This is a genomic window from Streptomyces guryensis (genome assembly GCF_021261325.1).
GTDB classification, from domain to species: domain Bacteria; phylum Actinomycetota; class Actinomycetes; order Streptomycetales; family Streptomycetaceae; genus Streptomyces; species Streptomyces guryensis.
Genome location: NZ_JAJSBI010000002.1, coordinates 206186 through 228664 on the forward strand (window position 1 = coordinate 206186; position 22479 = coordinate 228664).

17 protein-coding genes are annotated in these 22479 nt (G+C 69.7%); 9 read left to right on the forward strand and 8 right to left on the reverse strand.

All coding sequences use genetic code 11. From position 1 onward, the window contains the following. Positions 1 to 37: 37 nt before the first annotated feature. The 5 genes from LJ657_RS04880 to LJ657_RS04900 all read left to right on the forward strand — a co-directional run bounded on the left by LJ657_RS04880 (position 38) and on the right by LJ657_RS04900 (position 7282). Positions 38 to 1147 carry a sugar ABC transporter substrate-binding protein gene (locus tag LJ657_RS04880; protein ID WP_372487804.1) on the forward strand — a complete coding sequence of 370 codons (1110 nt, stop codon included), beginning with the start codon at positions 38 to 40 and terminating at the stop codon, positions 1145 to 1147. Positions 1148 to 1395: 248 nt separating this feature from the next. Further along, positions 1396 to 2187 carry an ATP-binding cassette domain-containing protein gene (locus LJ657_RS04885; RefSeq protein WP_232646967.1) on the forward strand — a complete coding sequence of 264 codons (792 nt, stop codon included), beginning with the start codon at positions 1396 to 1398 and terminating at the stop codon, positions 2185 to 2187. Then, positions 2184 to 3506 (forward strand): sugar ABC transporter permease, encoded by a 1323-nt coding sequence (locus LJ657_RS04890; RefSeq protein WP_232646968.1) that lies wholly within the window; start codon positions 2184 to 2186, stop codon positions 3504 to 3506. Before LJ657_RS04885 ends, LJ657_RS04890 begins: the two co-directional genes overlap by 4 nt. Before the next feature lie 218 nt (positions 3507 to 3724). Beyond that, a complete protein-coding gene (gene dxs, locus LJ657_RS04895) occupies positions 3725 to 5653 on the forward strand; it encodes a 1-deoxy-D-xylulose-5-phosphate synthase (protein WP_232646969.1) in 1929 nt (642 codons plus the stop codon). Between the two features lie 147 nt (positions 5654 to 5800). Further along, the gene (locus LJ657_RS04900) at positions 5801 to 7282 is read left to right on the forward strand and encodes an amino acid permease (protein ID WP_232646970.1); all 1482 of its coding nucleotides are present in this window, start codon (positions 5801 to 5803) and stop codon (positions 7280 to 7282) included. A 23-nt stretch (positions 7283 to 7305) separates the two neighbouring features. Here LJ657_RS04900 and LJ657_RS04905 read toward each other — a convergent pair whose 3' ends face one another. After that, positions 7306 to 7680 carry an NTP pyrophosphohydrolase gene (locus LJ657_RS04905; protein ID WP_232646971.1) on the reverse strand — a complete coding sequence of 125 codons (375 nt, stop codon included), beginning with the start codon at positions 7678 to 7680 and terminating at the stop codon, positions 7306 to 7308. 35 nt (positions 7681 to 7715) lie between these two features. Then, positions 7716 to 8606, reverse strand: a complete 891-nt coding sequence (locus tag LJ657_RS04910) for an NAD(P)-dependent oxidoreductase (protein ID WP_232646972.1) — start codon at positions 8604 to 8606, stop codon at positions 7716 to 7718. 142 nt (positions 8607 to 8748) lie between these two features. Here LJ657_RS04910 and LJ657_RS04915 point away from each other — a divergent pair, with 142 nt between their 5' ends. Then, positions 8749 to 9765, forward strand: a complete 1017-nt coding sequence (locus LJ657_RS04915) for a PLL family lectin (RefSeq protein WP_232646973.1) — start codon at positions 8749 to 8751, stop codon at positions 9763 to 9765. Between the two features lie 151 nt (positions 9766 to 9916). Here LJ657_RS04915 and LJ657_RS04920 read toward each other — a convergent pair whose 3' ends face one another. From LJ657_RS04920 to LJ657_RS04935, 4 genes are all read right to left on the reverse strand, one after another. Continuing rightward, positions 9917 to 12043 carry a 3-hydroxyacyl-CoA dehydrogenase NAD-binding domain-containing protein gene (locus LJ657_RS04920; RefSeq protein ID WP_232646974.1) on the reverse strand — a complete coding sequence of 709 codons (2127 nt, stop codon included), beginning with the start codon at positions 12041 to 12043 and terminating at the stop codon, positions 9917 to 9919. Beyond that, positions 12040 to 13266, reverse strand: a complete 1227-nt coding sequence (locus tag LJ657_RS04925; protein WP_232646975.1) for a thiolase family protein — start codon at positions 13264 to 13266, stop codon at positions 12040 to 12042. Before LJ657_RS04925 ends, LJ657_RS04920 begins: the two co-directional genes overlap by 4 nt. Positions 13267 to 13394: 128 nt before the next feature. Beyond that, entirely contained in the window at positions 13395 to 14423 is a 1029-nt protein-coding gene (locus LJ657_RS04930; RefSeq protein ID WP_232646976.1) for a LacI family DNA-binding transcriptional regulator, read from the reverse strand. Then, the gene (locus LJ657_RS04935; protein WP_232646977.1) at positions 14420 to 16795 is read right to left on the reverse strand and encodes a glycoside hydrolase family 2 protein; all 2376 of its coding nucleotides are present in this window, start codon (positions 16793 to 16795) and stop codon (positions 14420 to 14422) included. Before LJ657_RS04935 ends, LJ657_RS04930 begins: the two co-directional genes overlap by 4 nt. A gap of 159 nt (positions 16796 to 16954) precedes the next feature. Here LJ657_RS04935 and LJ657_RS04940 point away from each other — a divergent pair, with 159 nt between their 5' ends. From LJ657_RS04940 to LJ657_RS04950, 3 genes are read left to right on the forward strand one after another with little or no spacing between them, the layout of a single operon-like run. Next, entirely contained in the window at positions 16955 to 18268 is a 1314-nt protein-coding gene (locus LJ657_RS04940) for an extracellular solute-binding protein (RefSeq protein WP_232646978.1), read from the forward strand. After that, positions 18268 to 19230 (forward strand): carbohydrate ABC transporter permease, encoded by a 963-nt coding sequence (locus LJ657_RS04945; RefSeq protein ID WP_232646979.1) that lies wholly within the window; start codon positions 18268 to 18270, stop codon positions 19228 to 19230. The genes LJ657_RS04940 and LJ657_RS04945 overlap by 1 nt, the downstream gene beginning before the upstream one ends. After that, entirely contained in the window at positions 19227 to 20057 is an 831-nt protein-coding gene (locus LJ657_RS04950; protein WP_232646980.1) for a carbohydrate ABC transporter permease, read from the forward strand. The genes LJ657_RS04945 and LJ657_RS04950 overlap by 4 nt, the downstream gene beginning before the upstream one ends. Before the next feature lie 7 nt (positions 20058 to 20064). On the opposite strand, the gene LJ657_RS04955 is transcribed toward LJ657_RS04950, so the two are convergent. Both LJ657_RS04955 and LJ657_RS04960 read right to left on the reverse strand, forming a co-directional pair. Further along, positions 20065 to 21396, reverse strand: coding sequence for a ribonuclease D (locus LJ657_RS04955; RefSeq protein WP_232646981.1), 1332 nt, complete (start codon positions 21394 to 21396; stop codon positions 20065 to 20067). Between the two features lie 238 nt (positions 21397 to 21634). Further along, on the reverse strand, positions 21635 to 22297 hold the full coding sequence (locus LJ657_RS04960; protein WP_030939825.1) for a response regulator transcription factor: 663 nt from the start codon (positions 22295 to 22297) through the stop codon (positions 21635 to 21637). Positions 22298 to 22479: the final 182 nt, after the last annotated feature.

Consider the following 22479-nt stretch of genomic DNA (forward strand, 5'->3'; position numbering starts at 1 on the left):
GCCGCAGCGTTGCGGCCCTGTCAGGGAGGCACCCCCAATGAACGCAACGATGCGTAGAGTCGTGATCGGCACGGCCGCGGTTTCGATGGCTCTCTCCATGGCCGCCTGCGGCAAGGCCGGTAACAAGAGCAGCGGCAGCAGCAGCTCCAGCTCTGGCTCCGGCTCCGGCGGCAAGTCGATCGGCCTGCTCCTGCCCGACAACGTCACCGCGCGGTACGAGAAGTTCGACAAGCCGTACTTCGAGGCCAAGGTCAAGGAGCTGTGCGGCGACTGCACCGTTTCCTACGCCAACGCCGCGGCCGACCCGACCAAGCAGGCCCAGCAGATGAGCACCATGGTCACCAAGGGCGTCAAGGTCATCGTGGTCTCCGCCCAGGACTCCGCCGCCATCAAGTCCTCCATCCAGGCCGCGGTCAGCAAGGGCGTCAAGGTCGTCGCGTATGACCGTCTGGCCCAGGGCCCGGTCTCCGCGTACGTCTCCTTCGACAACGTCAAGGTCGGCGAGCTCCAGGGTCAGGCCCTGCTCGACGCGCTCGGCTCCAAGGCGACCACCAAGTCGAAGGTCGTCATGATCAACGGTGACGACGCCGACCCGAACGCCGGGCAGTTCAAGCAGGGCGCGCACAAGATCCTCGACGGCAAGGTCAACATCGCCTACGAGCAGTCCGGCCTGTGGAAGGACACGGTCGCCGCGCAGAAGATGTCCGCGGCCATCACCCAGCTGGGCGCCAAGAACATCGCCGGTGTCTACTCCGCCAACGACGGCATGGCCGGCGGTATCGCCAACACCCTCAAGGGCGCCGGCATCAGCGGCATCCCGCTGACGGGGCAGGACGCAGAGCTCGCGGGTATCCAGCGGATCGTCGCCGGCACCCAGTCCTCCACGGTCTACAAGGCCTACAAGCCGGAGGCCGACAACGCCGCCGAGCTCGCGGTGAACCTGCTCCAGGGCAAGGACATCAAGGCCCTGGCCGACACCACGGTGACCAGCGGTTCCGGCGACAAGGTGCAGGCCAAGCTGCTGACCCCGGTCTCGGTGACCGTGAAGAACATCAAGGACACGGTCGTCAAGGACGGTCTCTACACGGTCGCCCAGATCTGCACCCCGAACTACGCCGCCGCCTGCAAGAAGGCCGGCCTGCAGTAAGAGCCGCCAGAGCCCTCGGGGCGCGTTCCTCGCCGGACCCGCCCCGACGGCAGGCACAGAGCCTGTCCGGCGCCCGCCACGCCCAAACACCCCGCTGCGGGGCGGGCGCCGGACGGAAACATGGCGGACGCAGCCGTTGCCGCGAGGCATCGGCCGCGCGCATGTTCGACCTGTAAATCAGTGCTTACGCACAACTCTCCGCGCCCTACCCCAAGCGCGGCATTCCCGCCGGTCAGGCGGCGAAGGAGATGGTTCACGTGTCCGCTACGCCCGTGCTGGCGTTGCGCGGAGTCTCCAAGCGATTCGGTGCGGTGCAGGCACTCACCGACGTCGAACTGGAGGTCCACGCCGGAGAAGTGGTCGCCCTGGTCGGCGACAACGGCGCTGGAAAGTCCACGCTGGTCAAGACGATCGCCGGTGTGCATCCCATCGATGAGGGCGTCATCGAGTGGGAAGGCAAGCCGGTCAGCATCAACAAGCCGCACGACGCCCAGGGACTCGGCGTGGCGACGGTCTACCAGGACCTCGCGCTGTGCGACAACCTCGACGTGGTGGGCAACCTCTACCTCGGACGCGAGCTGCTGCACCGCGGCGTCATCGACGAGGTCACGATGGAGAAGAAGGCCCGCGAGCTGCTGAGCACGCTCTCCATCCGCATCCCGAGCGTGCGCATCCCGATCGCGAGCCTCTCCGGCGGTCAGCGCCAGGTCGTCGCCATCGCGCGCGCCCTGATCGGCGAGCCCAAGGTCGTCATCCTGGACGAGCCCACCGCCGCGCTCGGCGTCGAGCAGACCGCGCAGGTCCTCGACCTCGTCGAGCGGCTGCGTGAGCAGAACCTCGCCGTCATCCTCATCAGCCACAACATGGCCGATGTGAAGGCCGTCGCCGACACCGTCGCAGTGCTGCGGCTGGGCAGCAACAACGGCTCCTTCTCGGTGAAGGACACCAGTCAGGAAGAGATCATCTCCGCGATCACGGGTGCCACGGACAACGCCGTGACCCGTCGTGCGGGGCGTCGCAGCACGGAGGCGGGACAGTGAGCGACACATCCAAGGTATCCAAGACGGACGCCGAGGCGGATGCTCAGAGCACCCTCGCGCCCGCGGACGACCCCACCGCCGCGCCGGTGGCCACCGTCGACCCCCGTCTGCTGGTCCGCGAAGAGGGCTTCAAGGGCTACTGGACGGAGTTCACGCGCAAGGTCAAGGGCGGTGAGCTGGGCTCGCTGCCGGTGGTGGTCGGCCTGATCATCATCTGGACGATCTTCCAGCTGCAGAACGACCGCTTCCTCAGCGCCGACAACCTCTCGAACATCAGCTACTACATGTCGGCCACCGGCATGCTCGCCATCGGCCTGGTGTTCGTCCTGCTGCTCGGCGAGATCGACCTGTCGGTCGGTTCGGTCAGCGGTCTGGGCTCCACCCTGTTCGCGGTGTTCGTGGTGTCACACGGCATGAACCCGTGGCTGTCGCTGGTCCTGGCGGTCCTCACCGGTATCGGTATCGGCGCGCTGCAGGGCTGGTTCTTCGCGAAGATCGGCGTACCCGCCTTCGTGGTCACCCTGGCCGGCTTCCTCGGCTGGAACGGCCTGATGCTGTGGCTGCTGGGCTCCAGCGGCACCATCAACATCCCGTCCGACTCCGGTCCGGTCCACCTGCTCGGCCAGAGCTCGTTCTTCGTGGACCAGGCCATCATCGGCGCCTACCTGCTGGCCGGCCTCGGTGTGGTGCTGATGCTCGTCGGCAACTTCAGCGAGCAGCGGCGCCGCAAGGCCGCGGGTGTGCCGTTCCGGCCGACGAGCGAGATCCTGGTGCGCGTCGGCGCGCTCGCGGTGGCGTCCTTCGTGGCCGCGGCCGTGCTGAACAACTCGGCCGGTGTCTCCAACGCGCTGGTGATCTTCCTGGCGGCACTGGTGATCGTGGACTTCGTGCTGCGTCGTACGACGTACGGCCGCAAGGTGTTCGCGGTCGGCGGCGGCATCGAGGCGGCTCGCCGTGCGGGTATCAACGTGCCGTTGATCCGTATCACCGTGTTCGCCATCTCCGGTGGGTTCGCGGCGCTCGGCGGTATGTTCTTCGCCGGTCAGACCGCGAGTGCGACGCTGAGTGCCGGTGGCGGCAACACCCTGATGCTCGCCATCGCGGCGGCGGTCATCGGCGGTACGTCGCTGTTCGGCGGCCGGGGTTCGGTCTGGTCCGCGCTGCTGGGCATGCTGGTCATCCAGTCGATCCAGACCGGACTGGACCTGCTCAACATGAACACGTCCATCCAGTACATGATCACGGGTGCGGTTCTGCTCGGTGCGGTTGTCATCGACTCCGTCTCTCGTCGGAGTCAGAAGGCTGCGGGTCGCGCGTAGCGCGGTCGCGCCCCGGGGGCGCCACGGCGCCCCTCCCTGTGCCTGTGCCCGGTGCCGATGTCGGTGCCGGGCACAGTCGTGTCATGGGTAGGGGGGATCTTGGGTACAGCCGATCGCGTGACCTATCACGCACCGCCCGCGCGTCGTCCGCACAGGCGGAACATTAGACTCGACGAGCCCGGCAACAGCTCGATCAGCTCTACTGCAAGGAGGCACGGGTGCCGCTGCTGACCCGCATCAGGGGACCGCGCGATCTGGACCGGCTCAGCCTGGAGCAGCTGGACCAGCTGGCAGAGGAGATCCGGACCTTCCTCGTCGACGCCGTCTCCAAGACCGGCGGCCACCTCGGCCCCAACCTGGGCGTCGTCGAGCTGACCATCGCCCTGCACAGGGTGTTCGACTCACCCAAGGACAAGGTGCTCTGGGACACCGGTCACCAGTCGTACGTGCACAAACTGCTCACCGGCCGCCAGGACTTCGCGAAGCTCAAACAGAAGGGCGGCCTGTCCGGCTACCCCTCGCAGGCCGAGTCCGAGCACGACGTCATCGAGAACAGCCACGCCTCCACGGTGCTGGGCTGGGCCGACGGCCTCGCCAAGGCCAACCAGATCCTGGAGCGCGACGACCACGTGGTCGCCGTGATCGGTGACGGCGCGCTGACCGGCGGCATGGCCTGGGAGGCCCTCAACAACATCGCCGCCGCCAAGGACCGCCCGCTCGTCATCGTCGTCAACGACAACGAGCGGTCGTACGCCCCGACCATCGGCGGCCTCGCCAACCACCTCGCCACCCTTCGTACGACCGACGGGTACGAGCGGTTCCTGGCCCGCGGCAAGGACCTGCTGGAGCGCACGCCCGTCGTCGGCCGGCCGCTCTACGAGACCCTGCACGGGGCGAAGAAGGGCCTGAAGGACTTCATCGCACCGCAGGGCATGTTCGAGGACCTGGGCCTGAAGTACGTCGGTCCGATCGACGGACACGACATCGAGGCCCTGGAGTCGGCGCTCGCGCGCGCCAGGCGGTTCGGCGGCCCGGTGATCGTGCACTGCCTCACCGAGAAGGGCCGCGGCTACCAGCCCGCCCTCCAGGACGAGGCCGACCGCTTCCACGGCATCGGCCCCATCCACCCCGACACCGGCCTGCCCATCAAGGCCTCCGGCGCCGACTGGACGTCCGTCTTCGGCGACGAGATGGTCCGGCTCGGCCGGGAGCGCAAGGACATCGTCGCGATCACCGCGGCGATGCTCCAGCCGGTCGGCCTGAAGAAGTTCGCGGACGCCTTCCCGAAGCGGATCTACGACGTCGGCATCGCCGAGCAGCACGCCGCCGTCTCCGCGGCGGGCCTCGCCACCGGTGGACTGCACCCCGTCTTCGCCGTCTACGCCACCTTCCTCAACCGCGCCTTCGACCAGGTCCTGATGGACGTCGCCCTGCACAAGTGCGGCGTCACCTTCGTCCTGGACCGGGCCGGCGTCACCGGCACCGACGGCGCCTCCCACAACGGCATGTGGGACATGTCGATCCTGCAGGTCGTGCCGGGGCTGCGGCTCGCCGCGCCGCGCGACGCCGACCAGGTGCGAGCCCAGCTGCGGGAGGCCGTCGAGGTCAAGGACGCGCCGACCGTGGTGCGCTTCTCCAAGGGCGCCGTCGGCCCCGCCGTGGCCGCCGTGGGACGGGTGGGCGGCATGGACGTCCTGCGCGAGCCCGGGACGGACACCCCGGACGTGCTGCTCGTCTCCGTGGGCGCCCTGGCCCCGATGTGCCTGGAGATCGCCTCCCTGCTCGACAAGCAGGGCATCTCCACGACCGTCGTCGACCCGCGCTGGGTCAAGCCCGTCGACGAGGCCATGGCGCCCCTCGCGGAGCGGCACCGCGTGGTCGTCACCGTCGAGGACAACTCCCGTGTCGGCGGCGTCGGTTCGTCCGTCGCGCAGGCCCTGCGCGACGCGGGCGTCGACGTACCGCTGCGCGACTTCGGTATCCCGCCGCGCTTCCTCGACCACGCCTCCCGTGCCGAGGTCATGACGGAGATCGGGCTCACCGCGCCCGACATCGCCCGCCAGGTCACCGGCCTGGTCTCCAGGCTCGACGGCCGCTTCGACCGCGAGGCGGCGGAGGTCGACTCGGTGGAGCCCGCGCGCGACTGACCTGCTCAGGACGGCCGGATGGGCCGCTTCCACCACCGCCGAGGTGGGCGGAAGCGGCCCATCCGCGTGAATCCGCCTGCGTCGGGGCATACGTACCACGCCCCCTCTCGATCATGTCGAGGACGACGCAGCGTGGGAGGTAAGCCCGTGAGCAGCACCCTCTTCCGGACGAAGAAGGTCGAGCAGTCCATCCGCGACACCGAGGAACCCGAGCACGCGCTCAGGAAATCCCTGTCCGCGCTCGATCTGACGGTCTTCGGGGTCGGCGTCATCATCGGCACCGGCATCTTCGTCCTGACCGGCACGGTGGCCAAGAACAACGCCGGTCCCGCCGTCGCCCTGGCGTTCGTCGCGGCCGGTGTCGCCTGCGGGCTCGCGGCCCTCTGCTACGCCGAGTTCGCCTCCACGGTCCCGGTGGCCGGCTCGGCGTACACCTTCTCGTACGCCTCCCTGGGCGAACTGCCCGCCTGGATCATCGGCTGGGACCTGGTCCTGGAGTTCGCACTGGGGACGGCGGTGGTGGCCGTCGGCTGGTCCGGGTACATCGCCTCGCTGCTGGACAACGCGGGCTGGCACCTGCCGGAAGCGCTCAGCGGCAGGGAGGGGGCGCACGGGTTCGGCTTCGACATCCTCGCCGCCGCCCTCGTCCTGGTGCTGACCGCCATCCTGGTGGTCGGTACGAAGCTCTCCGCGCGCGTCACCACCTTCGTGGTCGCCATCAAGGTGACCGTCGTCCTGACCGTGATCGTCGCGGGCCTCTTCTTCGTCAAGGGCGACAACTACAAGCCGTTCATCCCGAAGTCGCAGACGGTGGAGGCGGGCGGGAGTCTCAAGGCCCCGCTCATCCAGCTGATGTTCGGCTGGGCACCCTCCAACTTCGGTGTGATGGGCATCTTCACCGCCGCCTCCGTCGTCTTCTTCGCCTTCATCGGCTTCGACGTCGTCGCCACCGCCGCCGAGGAGACCCGGAACCCGCAGCGGGACATGCCGCGCGGCATCCTGGGCTCGCTCGTCATCTGCACCACGCTCTACGTCGCCGTGTCGATCGTCGTCACCGGCATGGAGCACTACACCAAGCTGTCCGTGGACGCCCCGCTCGCCGACGCCTTCAAGGCCACCGGGCACCCCTGGTTCGCGGGCTTCATCAGCTTCGGCGCCGCCGTCGGCCTGACCACGGTCTGCATGATCCTGCTCCTCGGCCAGACCCGCGTCTTCTTCGCGATGAGCCGCGACGGACTGCTGCCGCGCTTCTTCTCGCACGTCCACCCGCGGTTCAAGACCCCGCACCGGCCGACCATCCTGCTCGGTGTGATCATCGCGATCGTCGCCGGCTTCACCAGCCTCAGCGAACTCGCGGAACTGGTGAACATCGGCACGCTCTTCGCGTTCATCGTCGTCGCGATCGGCGTGATCATCCTCCGCAACACCCGCCCCGACCTGCCCCGCTCCTTCCGTACTCCGTGGGTCCCGGTCATCCCGGTCCTGTCGGTGTGCGCCTCGCTGTGGCTGATGCTGAACCTGCCCGCCGAGACCTGGCTCCGGTTCGGCATCTGGATGGTGATCGGCTTCTTCGTGTACTTCCTCTACGGCCGCTCCCACAGCCGACTCGCACGCGGCGAGGAGGCGTAGTCAACTCCCTTGATGCGCCGCGTTCACGCCGGCCTGACGGTACGGGGTCCCGAGACCTCCGCACCCAACTCCCGTACCCTCCGCCGCAGTTCCCGGTCCGCGGTCACCACCAGGACCGGGCGTCCCTCCGCCCCGGCGACCAGGTCGACCATGTGGTCGTCCCCGCTGCCCGGCGCCGACTCCACCCGGACGCCGGGCACCGGCTCGACTCCGCGTGCCGCCCCCTCCACCACCAGGATGATCTCCACGGGACCGGAGTGGCCGGGGAGACCGTCGGAGGCGAGCCGGTCGCGGAGGCGTTCCGCGGCCCCCCGCCGGTCACGCCACCAGCCGTCGGGCACCGACCCGACGACGTTGGCGGCGTCGACGATCACGAGCAGGGGGTCGCTCTCAGTCATGCGGCAAGGTTCGCACAGCCGCCGCTGCCGTCCGCTCAGTCCACCGGCTTCTCGTCGAAGCTGGCGAAGTACGCGGCGGCCATGTCCTCCTCGCCGTGGCCCTGGGCGGCGGCCCGCTCCATGCGTTCGGCGGTCGCGGCGGCGACGTCCAGCCGGACGCCGTTCCGCCGACCGGCCTCGACGATCAGACGGGCGTCCTTGGCGGCGGTGGCCACCGCGAACTGGGCCGGAGACAGCCGGCCGTCCAGGACCAGGCCGGCCTTGGCCTTGAGGTAGCCCATGTCGAGCGGGCCGTCCGCGATGAGGTCGAAGAAGTTCTGCGGGTCGACGTCGAGGGCCTGGGACAGGGCCAGCACCTCGCCGGTCGCCGCGGTCGCGGCGAGGACCCAGCTGTTGGCGACCAGCTTCAGCCGGGTCGCGCTGCCGGCCGCGCCGTCGTCCCCGGTCCACAGCGTGCGGGCGCCGACCGCGTCGAAGACCGGCTCCACCACCGCCCGCCCATCGACCGGCCCGGCGGCCAGCACCGTCAGCCGGCCCGCCTCCGCGGGCTGCCGGGTGCCGAGCACCGGGGCGTCGTAGAAGACGAGGCCGTGCTCGTCCGCGAACGCGGCCAGGTCCGCGATCGCGTCGATGCCGGCCGTGGTCGACTGCACCCAGGCGGCGCCGGAGCGCAGCGCGGGGGCGGCCTCGCGCATGACCTCCAGGGCTGCGGGACCGTCGTAGAGCATGGTGAGGACGACATCGGCGCCCTGGACCGCCCCGGCGGGCGTGTCGGCGATGTGCGCGCCGTCGGCGGCGAGCGGCTCGGCTTTGGCGCGGGTGCGGTTCCAGGCACGGACGGAGTGGCCGGCGCGGACGAGGTTGCGGGCCATCGCGGCGCCCATGATGCCGGTGCCGAGGACGCCCACGGTGAGCTGGTCGGTCATGAGATCGGCTTCCTTCTCGCTTCTGTCGCTTCTGTCGCTGGAGTTGCTGAAGAACAGCCTGCCCCGTCGGCGGCCTGCCGCACGTACCAGGACGCGGGGGGCCGGGCCCCGGCCCGCGTGTCGCCCCGCTTAGAGTGAAGCGGTGAACGGCGACTGGCTCCTACGCGGCCGTGACGGCCGGCTCAGTGTCTACCTCCCCACGGACGAGGCCCTCCGGTGCCGGGCGGAACGCTCACCCGGCGGCCCCTGGACGGCCGCGCACCGAGTTGGCGGCGAGCAGAAGCTGCACCCGTCACCGGCGGTCGGGCAGGGCGGCGACGCATACGCCCATCTGGTCTCCTGGCGGCCCACCGTGTCCGGCGAGGCGGGCCTCGTGCACTCCACCCACTTCCGGCCCCGGCTCGCCGCCCTCGACTGGGCGCCCATCGGGCACCCCGACAAGAAGGGACCCCGCACCGGTACGCCCGCCGTCGCGGTGGACGCCGAGGGGCGCGCCCATGTCTTCGTCCGCAACAGCGGCGGCGGCGTGAGCATGGTCGCGCAGAAGGAGAAGGGCGGCTGGGACCCCTGGCGGGACCTCAAGGGTCGTGACGTACAAGGGGAGTTGGCCGCGGTGACGGGGGAGCCGGGGCGCGTCGAGGTGTACGCGGCCGTCCCCGGCGGCCTCCTGCACTGGCGTCAGGAGGAGGCGGGCGCCGAGCCGGGTCTGGAGGAGGCGATGGAGGCGCCGGTCCGCCCGGACACCCTGCGCGCGCTGGCCACCTCTGCGGACGGTACGACCCTCTTCTACACCGACGAGTCGGGAGACCTGTGCGCCTGGCGCCCCGGCACCAAGCCCGTCACACTGCTGCCGTCCGCCGGACCCGGCCCCGTCTCCGCGGTCCGCTGCGAACTCGACGGCCACGACTGCACGTTGCTCGCGCAGCGCTCGGCGAGCGGCCGGGTCGCCTTCGCCGCGTACCCGACCGAGCAGGAGTCGGCGGGCGCCTGGTGGACCGAGTCGGGCCCGGCACTTCCCGCGGACGCCACGGTGGCGCTCGCGGTGGACGAGGACGGCCGCGTGGTGGCGGCAACGGTGTCCCCGTCGACCGGACAGCTCCTGCTCACCCGCCGCAAGGAGGAGCAGGGGCTGGCGCTGGAGGCGTGGCGGGAGCTGTGAGCAACGGCGCTTTCAGCCCGTCCGGCGTTTGAGGACGAGGCGTTCAGGCCGACAGGGGTCTGGGGGCGGAGCCCCCAGGTACGGGCGTACGAACGCCGGTGCCCTGCACACCAGGTAGGCGTGCAGGGCACCGGCGTTCACAGCGGAGCGCTTACACCGGAACCGACGCCAGGCCGGGAGCCAGGAACTTCTTGCCGTTCACGCGCTCCGAGACACCCTCGCGGTCCAGGTACGGCGTGATGCCGCCCAGGTGGAAGGGCCAGCCGGCGCCCGTGATCAGGCAGAGGTCGATGTCCTGGGCCTCGGCGACGACGCCCTCGTCGAGCATGAGCCCGATCTCCTGGGCGACGGCGTCGAGGACGCGGTCGCGGACCTGCTCCTCGCTGAGGACGGAGTCGCCCTGCTTCAGCAGCGCGGCGACCTCCGGGTCCAGCTCCGGCTTCCCGCTGTCGTACACGTAGAAGCCGCGCTTGCCCGCCTTGACGACGGCCGCGAGGTTCGGGGAGACCGTGAAGCGGTCCGGGAAGGCCCGGTTGAGGGTCTCCGAGACGTGCAGACCGATCGCGGGGCCGACCAGCTCCAGGAGGACGAGAGGAGACATCGGCAGGCCCAGGGGCTCCACCGCCTTCTCCGCCACCTCGACCGGGGTGCCCTCGTCGATGACGTTCTGGATCTCGCCCATGAAGCGGGTGAGGATGCGGTTCACGACGAACGCCGGGGCGTCCTTGACCAGCACCGCGGTCTTCTTCAGCTTCTTGGCCACCGCGAAGGCGGTCGCCAGGGAGGCGTCGTCGGTCTGCTCGCCGCGGACGATCTCAAGGAGCGGGAGGATCGCGACCGGGTTGAAGAAGTGGAAGCCCACGACCCGCTCGGGGTTCTTGAGCTTCGACGCCATCTCGGAGACGGACAGCGAGGAGGTGTTGGTGGCGAGGATCGCGTGCGCCGGGGCGACCGCCTCGACCTCCGCGAACACCTGCTGCTTGACGCCGATCTCCTCGAAGACGGCCTCGATGATGAAGTCGGCGTCCGCGAAGCCCTCGGCCTTGTCCAGCACACCGGTGACCAGGGCCTTGAGGCGGTTGGCCTTGTCCTGGTTGATACGGCCCTTGCCGAGCAGCTTCTCGATCTCGGCGTGGACGTAGCCCACACCCTTGTCGACGCGCTCCTGGTCGATGTCGGTCAGCACGACCGGCACCTCCAGGCGGCGCAGGAAGAGCAGGGCGAGCTGGGAGGCCATCAGACCGGCGCCCACGACACCGACCTTGGTGACCGGGCGGGCCAGGCTCTTGTCCGGCGCACCCGCCGGACGCTTGCCGCGCTTCTGCACCAGGTTGAACGCGTAGATGCCGGCGCGCAGTTCGCCCCCCATGATCAGGTCGGCGAGCGCCTTGTCCTCGGCGTCGTAACCCTGCTGGAGGTCGCCGTTCTTGGCGGCGGCGATGATGTCCAGGGCGCGGTAGGCGGCCGGAGCGGCGCCGTGCACCTTGGAGTCCGCGATGAAGCGGCCCTTGGCGACGGCCTGGTCCCAGGCCTCACCGCGGTCGATCACGGGACGCTCGACCTCGACGTCGCCCTTCAGTACCTGGGCGGTCCAGATCAGGGACTGCTCCAGGAAGTCGGCGCCCTCGAAGATCGCGTCCGCGATACCGAGGTCGAAGACCTGCTCTCCCTTGAGCTGCTTGTTCTGGTTGAGGCTGTTCTCGATGATCACCGAGACGGCCTTGTCGGCACCGATCAGGTTCGGCAGGATCGTGCAGCCGCCCCAGCCCGGGACCAGCCCGAGGAAGACCTCGGGGAGCGAGAAGGCGGGCAGGGCCTTCGACACCGTCCGGTACTTGCAGTGCAGACCGACCTCGACGCCACCGCCCATGGCGGCACCGTTGTAGTACGCGAAGGTCGGGACCGCGATGCCGGAGAGGCGCTTGAAGACCTCGTGGCCGCCCTTGCCGATGGCGAGCGCGTCCTTGTGCTCCTTCAGCAGCTCGACGCCCTTGAGGTCGGCGCCGACGGCGAAGATGAACGGCTTGCCGGTGATGCCGACACCGACGATCTCGCCGGCCGAGGCCTCCTTCTCGACCTGGTCGATGGCGGTGTTCAGGTTCGCCAGCGAGGCCGGGCCGAAGGTGGTCGGCTTGGTGTGGTCGAAACCGTTGTCCAGCGTGATCAGCGCGAAGCGCCCGGCGCCGAACGGCAGGTCGAGGTGGCGTACGTGCGCGGACGTCACGACCTCGTCGGGGAACAGCTCGGCCGCACCCTTCAGGAGTTCGGTGGTGCTCACTTGTTGCCTCCGGCGTCCTTGTGGTTCGGGTTCTCCCAGATCACCGTGGCGCCCATGCCGAAGCCGACGCACATGGTGGTGAGGCCGTAACGGACCTCCGGCTGCTCCTCGAACTGGCGGGCCAGCTGCGTCATCAGACGGACGCCGGAGGAGGCGAGCGGGTGGCCGTACGCGATGGCGCCGCCGTACTGGTTCACGCGCGCGTCGTCGTCCGCGATGCCGTAGTGCTCCAGGAAGGCGAGCACCTGGACGGCGAAGGCCTCGTTGATCTCGAAGAGGTTGATGTCCTCGATCGACAGGCCCGCCTTGGCGAGGGCCTTCTCGGTCGCCGGGATCGGGCCGTAGCCCATGACCTCCGGCTCGACGCCCGCGAAGGCGTACGAGACGAGGCGCATCTTGACCGGCAGGTTGTGCTCGCGGGCGAAGTCCTCGGACGCGATGATCGAGGCGGTCGCACCGTCGTTGAGACCGGCCGCGTTACCGGCGGTGACCCGGCCGTGCACACGGAACGGCGTCTTCAGACCCGACAGGTTCTCCAGGGTGGTCCCCGGGCGCATCGGCTCGTCGGCGGTGACCAGACCCCAGCCGGTCTCGCCGGCCTCCGGGTTGCTCCGGCGCACCGAGATCGGCACCAGGTCCTGCTGGATCTTGCCGTTGGCGTACGCCTTGGCGGCCTTCTCCTGCGAGCGCACGGCGTACTCGTCGGCGCGCTGCTTGGTGATCGTGGGGTAGCGGTCGTGCAGGTTCTCCGCGGTCATGCCCATGAACAGGGCGGACTCGTCGACCAGCTTCTCGCTCACGAACCGCGGGTTCGGGTCCACGCCCTCACCCATCGGGTGGCGGCCCATGTGCTCGACACCACCGGCGATGACGGCGTCGTACGCACCGAAGGCGATCGAGCCGGCGGTGGTGGTGACCGCGGTCAGCGCACCGGCGCACATGCGGTCGATGGAGTAGCCGGGGACCGACTGCGGGAGACCGGCGAGGATGCCGGCCGTACGACCGAGGGTGAGCCCCTGGTCACCGATCTGCGTGGTCGCGGCGATGGCGACCTCGTCGATCTTCTTGGGGTCGAGACCGGGGTTGCGGCGCAGCAGCTCCCGGATCGCCTTCACGACGAGGTCGTCGGCGCGGGTCTCGTGGTAGATGCCCTTCGGGCCCGCCTTGCCGAACGGGGTACGGACGCCGTCGACGAAGACGACGTCCCTGACGGTACGAGGCACGATGGCTCTCCTCCAGATGCGGGATGGCACTGCTGCACGGCGCAAGCGCAAGCGCTGAGCGCGCGCTCAGGCCCATGCTACTTGCGGGTAACGTGCCTGCACACCCCTGACGGGTGGAGCGGCGAACGTCACACTCCTGGGGGAGCTGTCGAGCCGCGCGGAGTGAGTACCGGAGTGGGTACGGGGTGCGACCCCGGCCCCTCTTCCGTGATCACCCCGAACAGGGTCCGAGCCACATCCGCCCCGAACCCGTGCACGTCATGGCTCATCGCGGACAGTGTGGGATGGGTGAGCCGGCACAACTGCGAGTCGTCCCAGGCGAGCAGCGAGACGTCGCGTGGCACGGTCAGCCCCATCTCCGCCGCGACCGAAAGTCCGGCCACCGCCATGATGTCGTTGTCGTACACGATGGCCGTCGGCCGGTCGGACGGGGCAGCGGTCAGCAGGGACCGCGTCGCCCGCGCCCCCGACTCCCCGGAGTAATCGGTGGTCACCTGCCACGCCCCGGCCAGTTCCAACGCCCCCGCCGCCTCGTCGAACGCCGCCGTCCGCGTCGCCGTGTGCCCCAGCGCCGCCGCGCCCCCCACCCGCGCGATCCGCCGGTGCCCCAACGCGGCCAGATATCGCACGGCCTCCGTCACGGCGGTCGCGTCGTCGGTCCACACGGACGTCAGTCCCCCCGTCAGCGAGGGGTGCCCCACGGCCACCACCGGCATCCCGAGCCGCTCGACCGCGGCCACCCGAGGATCGTCCAGCCGGAAGTCGACCAGTATCGCCCCGCCGATCTGCCGCCCCCGCCACCACGCCTCCTGCAGCCCGACCTCCTCCTCCACGTTCCGGACGAGCCGCAGCAGCAGCGAGCAGGACCGCTCGATGAGGACGCTCTCCACCCCCGACACGAACTCCATGTAGAACGGTTCGAGCCCCAGCAGCCGCGCCGGCCGGCAGATGGCCAGTCCCACCACGTCCACCCGCGACCCGGCCAGCGTCCGCGCGGTCAGGTTCGGCGCCCACCCCAGCTCCTTGGCCGCCTCGAAGATCCGGCCCCGGGTCGCCTCCGACAGCCCCGGCTTGTGGTTGAAGGCGAGCGACACGGCCCCCTTGGACACGCCGGCGCGCGCGGCGACGTCCTTGATGGTGACGCGGGACGTGGTCATGGGGTGGGCTCCAGGCAGTACAGGGCAGACCGTGCGGCCGCCGGATCAGGAGTCTCCCAGCCGCGTACGCCGATCGTGACCCGTTCCCCGGGCAGCAGCGTGACGAGCCCCCGATCGGCCCGCGCCTCGGGCTGCAGCCGGTCGGCCTGCAACAGCAGATCCCGTACGAGGGTGTGGGCCGTCACGGTCACCGCACCCGGCGCCACCACGACGTCGAACTCGGGTCGCGGGTACGGGACTTCACGGTCCGGCACAGGAAAATGAAGCGCCCGCAGCCCGTCGGCGTCCGCGTCCGCCACCAGGAACTCCTTGGGTCCCTGCGGCACCAGCTCCCGCGGGACCCGCACCTCGGCGACGCCGCGAGGGCCCACTTCGAACCGCACGGCCGCCTCCCCGGCCACCGCCCCCTCGACCGACATCCGCCGAAGGCGCACCGCCCCCGTCCATGCCTCGCCCGCCTGGTTGACGACGGCCAGCACCAGCCCCTGCTCCCGTACCTGAACCGTCAGCAACCGGTCCGCATACAGCCGCCGCAACTCGTGGTACAGCGGCTTCTCCCGCCCGTCGCCGTCGATCGCCGCCCACGACGTCACCGGCCAGCAGTCGTTGAGCTGCCACACCACCGTGCCCGCGCACACCGGCCAGTGCGACCGCCAGTGCTCGATCCCGGCGGCCACCGCCCGCGCCTGGTTGACCTGCGTCAGATAGTGCCAGCGGTCGAAGTCCCCCTCCGGCAGGGCGAAATGCCGGGCGAGTCCGCGCTCCAGCTTCCCGTTGCCGTCGTCCGCCTTCTGGTGGTGCAGCATGCCGGGGGAGTCGGCCGCGAGCTCCTCGCCGGGCAGCGCGCGCCGCAGCGTGGCGTACGCAGGCGGCGCCTGCCACCCGAACTCGGCGACGAACCGCGGCACTTGAAGCCGGTAGTCGCCGTAGTCCGTCCGGTTCCACACCTCCCACGAGTGATGCGTGCCGTGCGCCGGATCGTTCGGATGGTGCGCCCACGACCCCGACCACGGGCTGCCGGTCGTGTACACCCGCGTCGGATCCAGCTCCGCCACCACCCGCGGCAATACGCCGAGGTAGTACCCCTCGCCCCAGGAGTCCCCGCCCAGCTGCTCCTCCCAGCCCCAGTCCCGGAACCCCCACAGGTTCTCGTTGTTGCCGTTCCACACCACGAGCGACGGATGCGGCATCAGCCGTACGACGTTCTCGCGCGCCTCGGCCTCCACCTCGCCCCGCAGCGACTGCTCCTCCGGGTAGGCCGCGCACGCGAACGGGAAGTCCTGCCAGACCAGCAGCCCCAGCTCGTCGCACGCGTCGTAGAAGTCCTCGCCCTCGTAGATCCCGCCGCCCCAGACCCGTACGAGGTCGACGCCCGCGCCGGCCGCCTGCCGCAGCCGCTCCCGGTAGCGCGCGCGGGTGATCCGGGACGGGAACACGTCGTCCGGGATCCAGTTGACGCCCCGCGCGAACAGCCGCTCGCCGTTGACGACGAGGGTGAATCCGGTGCCGTGCGCGTCCGCCGAGGTGTCCAGCCCGACGGTCCGGAAGCCGACCCGCCGCCGCCACACGTCGAGCGCGTCGCCACCATGCCGGAGCGTCAACTCGACGTCGTACAACGGCTGTTCACCATACCCGCGCGGCCACCACAGCCGTACGTCCGGCACCCGAAGCCGTACCACCCCCGCCGTCCCGTCGATCTCGGCGCGGGCCCGCACCCCGCCGACCGTCGCCTCGACGGTGAGGGGCGCCTCGACCCGGGTCCGCTCCACCTCGACGTGCAACTCGACCACCCCCTCGCCGCCCTCGACGGTCACCAGCGGCCGCACCCGCGCGATCCGGGCCGTCGACCACTGCTCCAGCCGCACCGGCCGCCAGAGTCCGGCCGTCACCAGCGTCGGCCCCCAGTCCCAGCCGAAGGAGCAGGCCATCTTACGGAGGTACTGGTAGGGCTCGGCATAGGCGGCGGGTCGCTCCCCGACCCGCCCGCGGACGGCCTCGGCCTCGGCGTAGGCGGAGACGAACCGCACCGAGAGGCGCCCCTGGAGGCCGGTCACGTCGAAACGGTAGGAGCGGTGCATGTTCCTCGTACGGCCCAGGAGCCGACCGTCGACCAGGACCTCGGCGATCGTGTCGAGCCCTTCGAAGACGAGGTCGGACTGCTCGTGCCCGGAGCCCGCCCGGAGGTCCGTCTCATACGTCCACTCCCGGCGCCCGACCCACGCGACCTCGGTCTCGTTCCGCCCGAGGAAGGGGTCCGGGATCACCCCCGCCGCCATCAGGTCGGTGTGCACACAACCCGGCACGACGGCCGGAAGTGCAGCCTCCCCGTGCCGCAGGACCCATCCCTCGCTGAGCGGTGTCGCCTCCAGCATGCACACTCCCTAAACCGTTCCAGCCCAGTGCTCGGAAAACTTTCGGCAGCGTTGGCGCGATTGGGACTTTACCGGTTAAGAAAACGTTGTCAGAGTACCGAATCAGCCAACCCCGCTCGTGCTCGTCCGTCCCATGAACAGTGAACGGAGCTGATGCACATGAACCGCCGTACAGTCCTCGCCCTCGCCGCCGGAACCGCCCTCCTGCTCGCCGGATGCACCGGCACCGGAGGCACCTCGAAGGGCGCGGAGGCCCCGGCGTCTGACGACCCGTCAAAGGTGAGCGGCACCATCAAGGTCCTCACCCAGCGCACCGACCTGGTGCAGGACGGCACGATGAAGAAGTACGCCGCCGAGTTCAACAAGACGTATCCGAAGGTCAAGGTCGAGTTCGAGGCCCTCACCGACTACGAGGCCGACGTCAAGATCCGCATGAACACGAAGGACTACGGCGACGTCCTCCTCATCCCCGCGGTCATCAAGAAGAACGACTACCCGAAGTTCTTCGCCTCCCTGGGCACCCAGGCCGAACGCAGTAAGAAGTACCGCTTCACCGACTTCACCACGGTCGACGGCAAGGTCTACGGCCAGAGCCCGATCGGGGTGTCCCCGGGCTTCGTCTACAACAAGAAGGTCTGGCGGGAAGCCGGGGTCAGCAAGTGGCCCACCACCCCTGCCGAGTTCCTCAGCGACCTCAAGGCCATCAAGTCGAAGACCGACGCGACGCCCTACTACACCAACTTCGCCGCCCAGTGGCCGCTCACCTCCTGGACGTACGTCAACGGCTCGCCCAGCTGCGACACCCAGGCCACCACCAAGCTGGCCGAGGGCGACCCCTGGGCGATGGGCTCCGACCTCCGGGTCGGCGACACGCTCCTCTACGACATCGTCCACCAGGGCCTGGCCGAGAAGGACCCGGCGACCACCAACTGGGAGCTGTCCAAGCCCCAGTTGGCCAAGGGGAAGATCGCTACGCAGTGGCTCGGCACCTGGGCGATCATCCAGTTCCAGGACGCCGCCAGGAAGGCCGGGGTGAGCCCCGACGACATCGGCTTCATGCCGTTCCCGGCCCAAGCGGGCGGAAGGTTCTGCGCAGTCGTGAGCCCCGACTACAGCCAGGCCGTCAACATCAACTCCCAGCACAAGGAGGCGGCCCGCGCCTGGATCGACTGGTTCACCGACAAGTCCGGCTACGACAAGGACAACCTGGCGATCTCGCCGCTCAAGTCGGCACCCCTGCCGTCCGTCCTGAAGCCGTACGAGGACCAGGGCGTGAAGTTCATCGAGGTCAGCGACGCAAAGGGTGCCCAGGTCAAGGAGATCGACGACCAGTCGGAGGTCGGCATCTACAAGCCCGACTACCGCCAGGACCTGGTCGACCTCGCGCGCGGCGCGCGGAAGGGCAGCCTGGACGACTTCCTCGCGGGCCTCGGCAAGAAGTGGACCGAGGCGCAGAAGACCGTGGGGTCCTGATGACGGACACCACCCACCAGGCGGCCGTCCGGGCCGCCGCCGGGCCGCCGTCCGCCGTCCCCGTCCCGGCCCCCGCCCCGCGCCGCACGCGCGTGTGGCGGGGCCTCACGCCCTGGCTGTTCCTGATCGCCCCGCTGGCCCTGCTGGTCACCTTCACCTACGCGCCGATCGCCAACATGGTCGCCTACAGCTTCACCGACTGGGACGGGGTGAGCCCCGAACTGCACTACACGGGCGCCCACAACTACGCCGAACTCCTCACCCGCCCCGAGCTCTTCGAGGTGTTCTGGGTCAGCGGCTACTACCTGGCCGCTTCCGCCGTGCAGATCGCCGCGGCCCTCTACTTCGCGACGATCCTGAGCTTCAACGTCCGCTTCCGCAACTTCTTCAAGGGCCTGCTCTTCTTCCCGTACCTGATCAACGGGGTGGCCATCGCCTTCGTCTTCCTCTACTTCTTCCAGGACGGCGGCACCCTCGATTCGGTGCTGAGCCTGCTCGGCCTCCACTCGGACCACGCCTGGCTCGGCACCCCCGTGTCCGCCAACGTCTCCCTCGCGGGCGTCTCGGTCTGGCGCTACACGGGCCTGAACTTCGTCCTGTTCCTGGGCGCCATCCAGTCCATCCCGGGGGACCTGTACGAGGCCGCCGAACTGGACGGCGCGAACCGCTGGCAGCAGTTCCGCCACATCATCGCGCCGGGCATCCGGCCGGTCCTCGCCCTGACCGTGATCCTGTCCATCTCGGGCTCCCTGTCGGCCTTCGAGATCCCGTACATCATGACCGGCGGCGCGACGGGCACCGAGACCTTCGTGATCCAGACCGTGAAGCTGGCCTTCCAGTTCAACAAGACGGGGCTCGCCTCGGCGGCCGCGGTCGTACTGCTGCTGATCATCCTTGCGGTGACCTGGCTGCAGCGCCGCCTCGTACCGGACTCCGTCGACAAGGGAGTGGACCTCGTATGACACGCCGAGCGGTCGCCCGCACCCTGATGTACCTGTCGCTGATCGCCGTGTCCGTGGTCGTCCTGCTCCCGCTCGGCGTCGTGTTCCTCACCTCCCTCAAGTCCGACAAGGAGATGGCGAACGAAAGCGGAGCCCTCACGCTCCCCGACGACCCGCTCAACTTCCACAACTACGTGACGGCGTTCCAGGACGGCCGGATGCTCTCGGCCTTCGGCAACACGGCCTTCATCCTGGTCTTCGCCATCGGCGGCACGGTCCTCATCGGCTCGATGACGGCGTACGCCATCGACCGCTTCACCTTCCGCTTCAGGAAGCTGGTGGTGGCGCTCTTCCTGCTGGCCGCGCTGGTCCCCGGCGTCACCACCCAGGTGGCGACCTTCCAGATCGTCAACAGCTTCGGAATGTTCAACACCCTCTGGGCGCCGATCGCGCTCTACATGGGCACGGACATCGTCTCGATCTACATCTTCCTGCAGTTCGTACGATCCATCCCGGCCTCGCTCGACGAGGCGGCCCGTATCGACGGGGCCAACGCCTTCACGATCTACCGCAAGATCATCTTTCCGCTCCTGAAACCGGCGATCGCCACCGTGGTGATCGTGAAGGGGATCACCGTCTACAACGACTTCTACATCCCCTTCCTCTACATGCCGTCCCAGGATCTTGGCGTGATCTCGACATCCCTGTTCCGCTTCAAGGGCCCGTTCGGCGCCCACTGGGAAACGATCTCGGCAGGAGCAATTCTGGTCATCCTGCCGACGCTGATCGTCTTCCTGTGCCTGCAGCGCTACATCTACAACGGCTTCACGAGAGGGGCGACCCGTTGAGGCCGCGTCACTGGGCGGACAACGCGGAGACCAGCACCGGCGTCACCTGCTCGACCTGCCAGGGCCGCGCCCCGAACCCGGAAAGCGCCGCACCGACCGAATCCGCTTCGACGACCTTCGGCGGCTCCCAGCAGACCCGCCGCACCGTGTCCGGCGTGATCAGATTCTCCTGAGGCATGTTCAGCTGCTCGGCCAGGGCGGACACCGCCGCCCGGGCCGCCGACAGGCGAGCCGCGGCAGCCGGGTCCTTGTCGGCCCACGCCCGCGGCGGCGGGGGCCCGGTCACCGGCTGCCCGGGCGCCGGCAACTGCGCCTCCGCCAGCGCCTTCGCACGATCCACCGCTGCCTGCCACTGCTCCAGCTGCCGCCGCCCCATCCGGTTGCCGAACCCGTTCAGGGCGGCCAGCGCGTGCACATTGCCCGGAAGGGAGAGCGCCGCCTCCACGATGGCGGCGTCCCCGAGCACCTTCCCCGGCGACACGTCCCGCCGCTGGGCGATCCGGTCCCGCGTCTGCCACAGCTCCCGCACCACGGCGAGCTGCCGGCGCCGCCGGACCTTGTGCATGCCGGACGTACGCCGCCAGGGGTCCTTGCGGGGCTCCGGCGGAGGAGCCGAGGCGATCGCGTCGAACTCCTGGTGGGCCCACTCCAGCTTGCCCTGCCGGTCCAGCTCCTTCTCCAGCGCGTCGCGCAGATCCACCAGGAGCTCGACGTCCAGCGCGGCGTAGCGCAGCCACGGCTCGGGCAGCGGGCGGGTCGACCAGTCGACGGCGGAGTGGCCCTTTTCGAGGACGAAGCCGAGGACGTTCTCGACCATGGCGCCGAGGCCGACCCTGGGGAACCCGGCGATGCGTCCTGCGAGCTCGGTGTCGAACAGCCGCGTCGGCACCATGCCTATCTCGCGCAGACACGGCAGGTCCTGCGTGGCCGCGTGCAGCACCCACTCGACGCCGGAGAGCGCCTCACCGAGCGCCGACAGATCGGGACAGGCCACGGGGTCGATCAGCGCGGTCCCGGCGCCCTCACGGCGCAGCTGGACGAGATAGGCGCGCTGGCCGTAGCGGTAGCCGGACGCGCGTTCCGCGTCGACGGCCACGGGGCCGGAACCGGCGGCGAAGGCGGCGACCACCTCGGCGAGCGCGTCCGCGTCGGCGATCACGGGCGGAATGCCCTCGCGCGGCTCGAGCAAAGGGATCGGTTCCGGGCCGGGTTCTGGGCCGGGTTCTGGGCTCGACTCCGCTTTCGGCGCCCCCGTAACAGATGTTCCGCCGTCTTCCGGAGGGGCGCCTCCGGTGGTTCGCAGTGAGCTGTCTGCTGCGGTCTCTTGGGCGTCGGTCACGTGTCAAGGGTATCTGTGTATGGACAGCGCCCGCCGACGTAACGTTCCGTCGGCGGGCGCCTGGGGGTCGTAAACCAGTCAGGTCGGTGAAAGATCCGGTTCACGACAGGTGGGACACGGGCGGAGAATCAACGGCCGATCCTGTTCACGTCCGTGAATGGCAGGGATGTACAGGGGAGACAGGGGAGAGGTGGAGCCAGGTAGGGGGAGGCAGAGGTGAAGGGCAGGGGAGTACGGGTCAGTGGATGATGCCGGTGCGCAGTGCCACCGCGACCATTCCGGCGCGGTCGCCCGTGCCGAGCTTGCGGGCGATGCGGGCGAGGTGGCTCTTGACGGTCAGCGCGGACAGGCCCATCGAAACGCCGATCGCCTTGTTCGACTGGCCCTCCGCGACCAGTCGCAGCACCTCGACCTCACGGCCGGAGAGCTCGCGGTAGCCACCCGGGTGACTCGGGGCACCCGGGGGGCGGCGGTGCATACGCGCGGCGGCGGATCCGATGGGGGCGGCGCCCGGCCGGGTGGGGAGCCCGACGTTGGTACGGGTGCCGGTGACGACGTAGCCCTTGACGCCGCCCGCGAGGGCGTTGCGTACGGCGCCGATGTCGTCGGCGGCCGACAGGGCGAGGCCGTTGGGCCAGCCCGCCGCGCGGGTCTCCGAGAGGATGGTGAGGCCGGAGCCGTCGGGCAGGTGGACGTCGGCGACGCAGATGTCGCGGGGGTTGCCGATGCGGGGACGAGCCTCCGCGATGGACGAGGCCTCGATGACGTCGCGCACACCGAGCGCCCACAGGTGGCGGGTGACGGTGGAGCGGACGCGGGGATCGGCCACGACCACCATGGCGGTCGGCTTGTTCGGGCGGTAGGCGACCAGGCTTGCGGGCTGCTCGAGGAGAACGGACACCAGGCCTCCTGGGGTGCGGGACGGCTTTCAAGGTCACAGTCGTCTTCGGCACCAAACCCGAAGTCCTTTAGGGAAAGATCACGATTTAGTGAGTATCAATTAGTGCAATTCGGACACGCGATCGATCGCCTGATGAACGATTCGGTTCGTTCGCGGCTCTGTTCGTGACCGAAAGTGGCCGT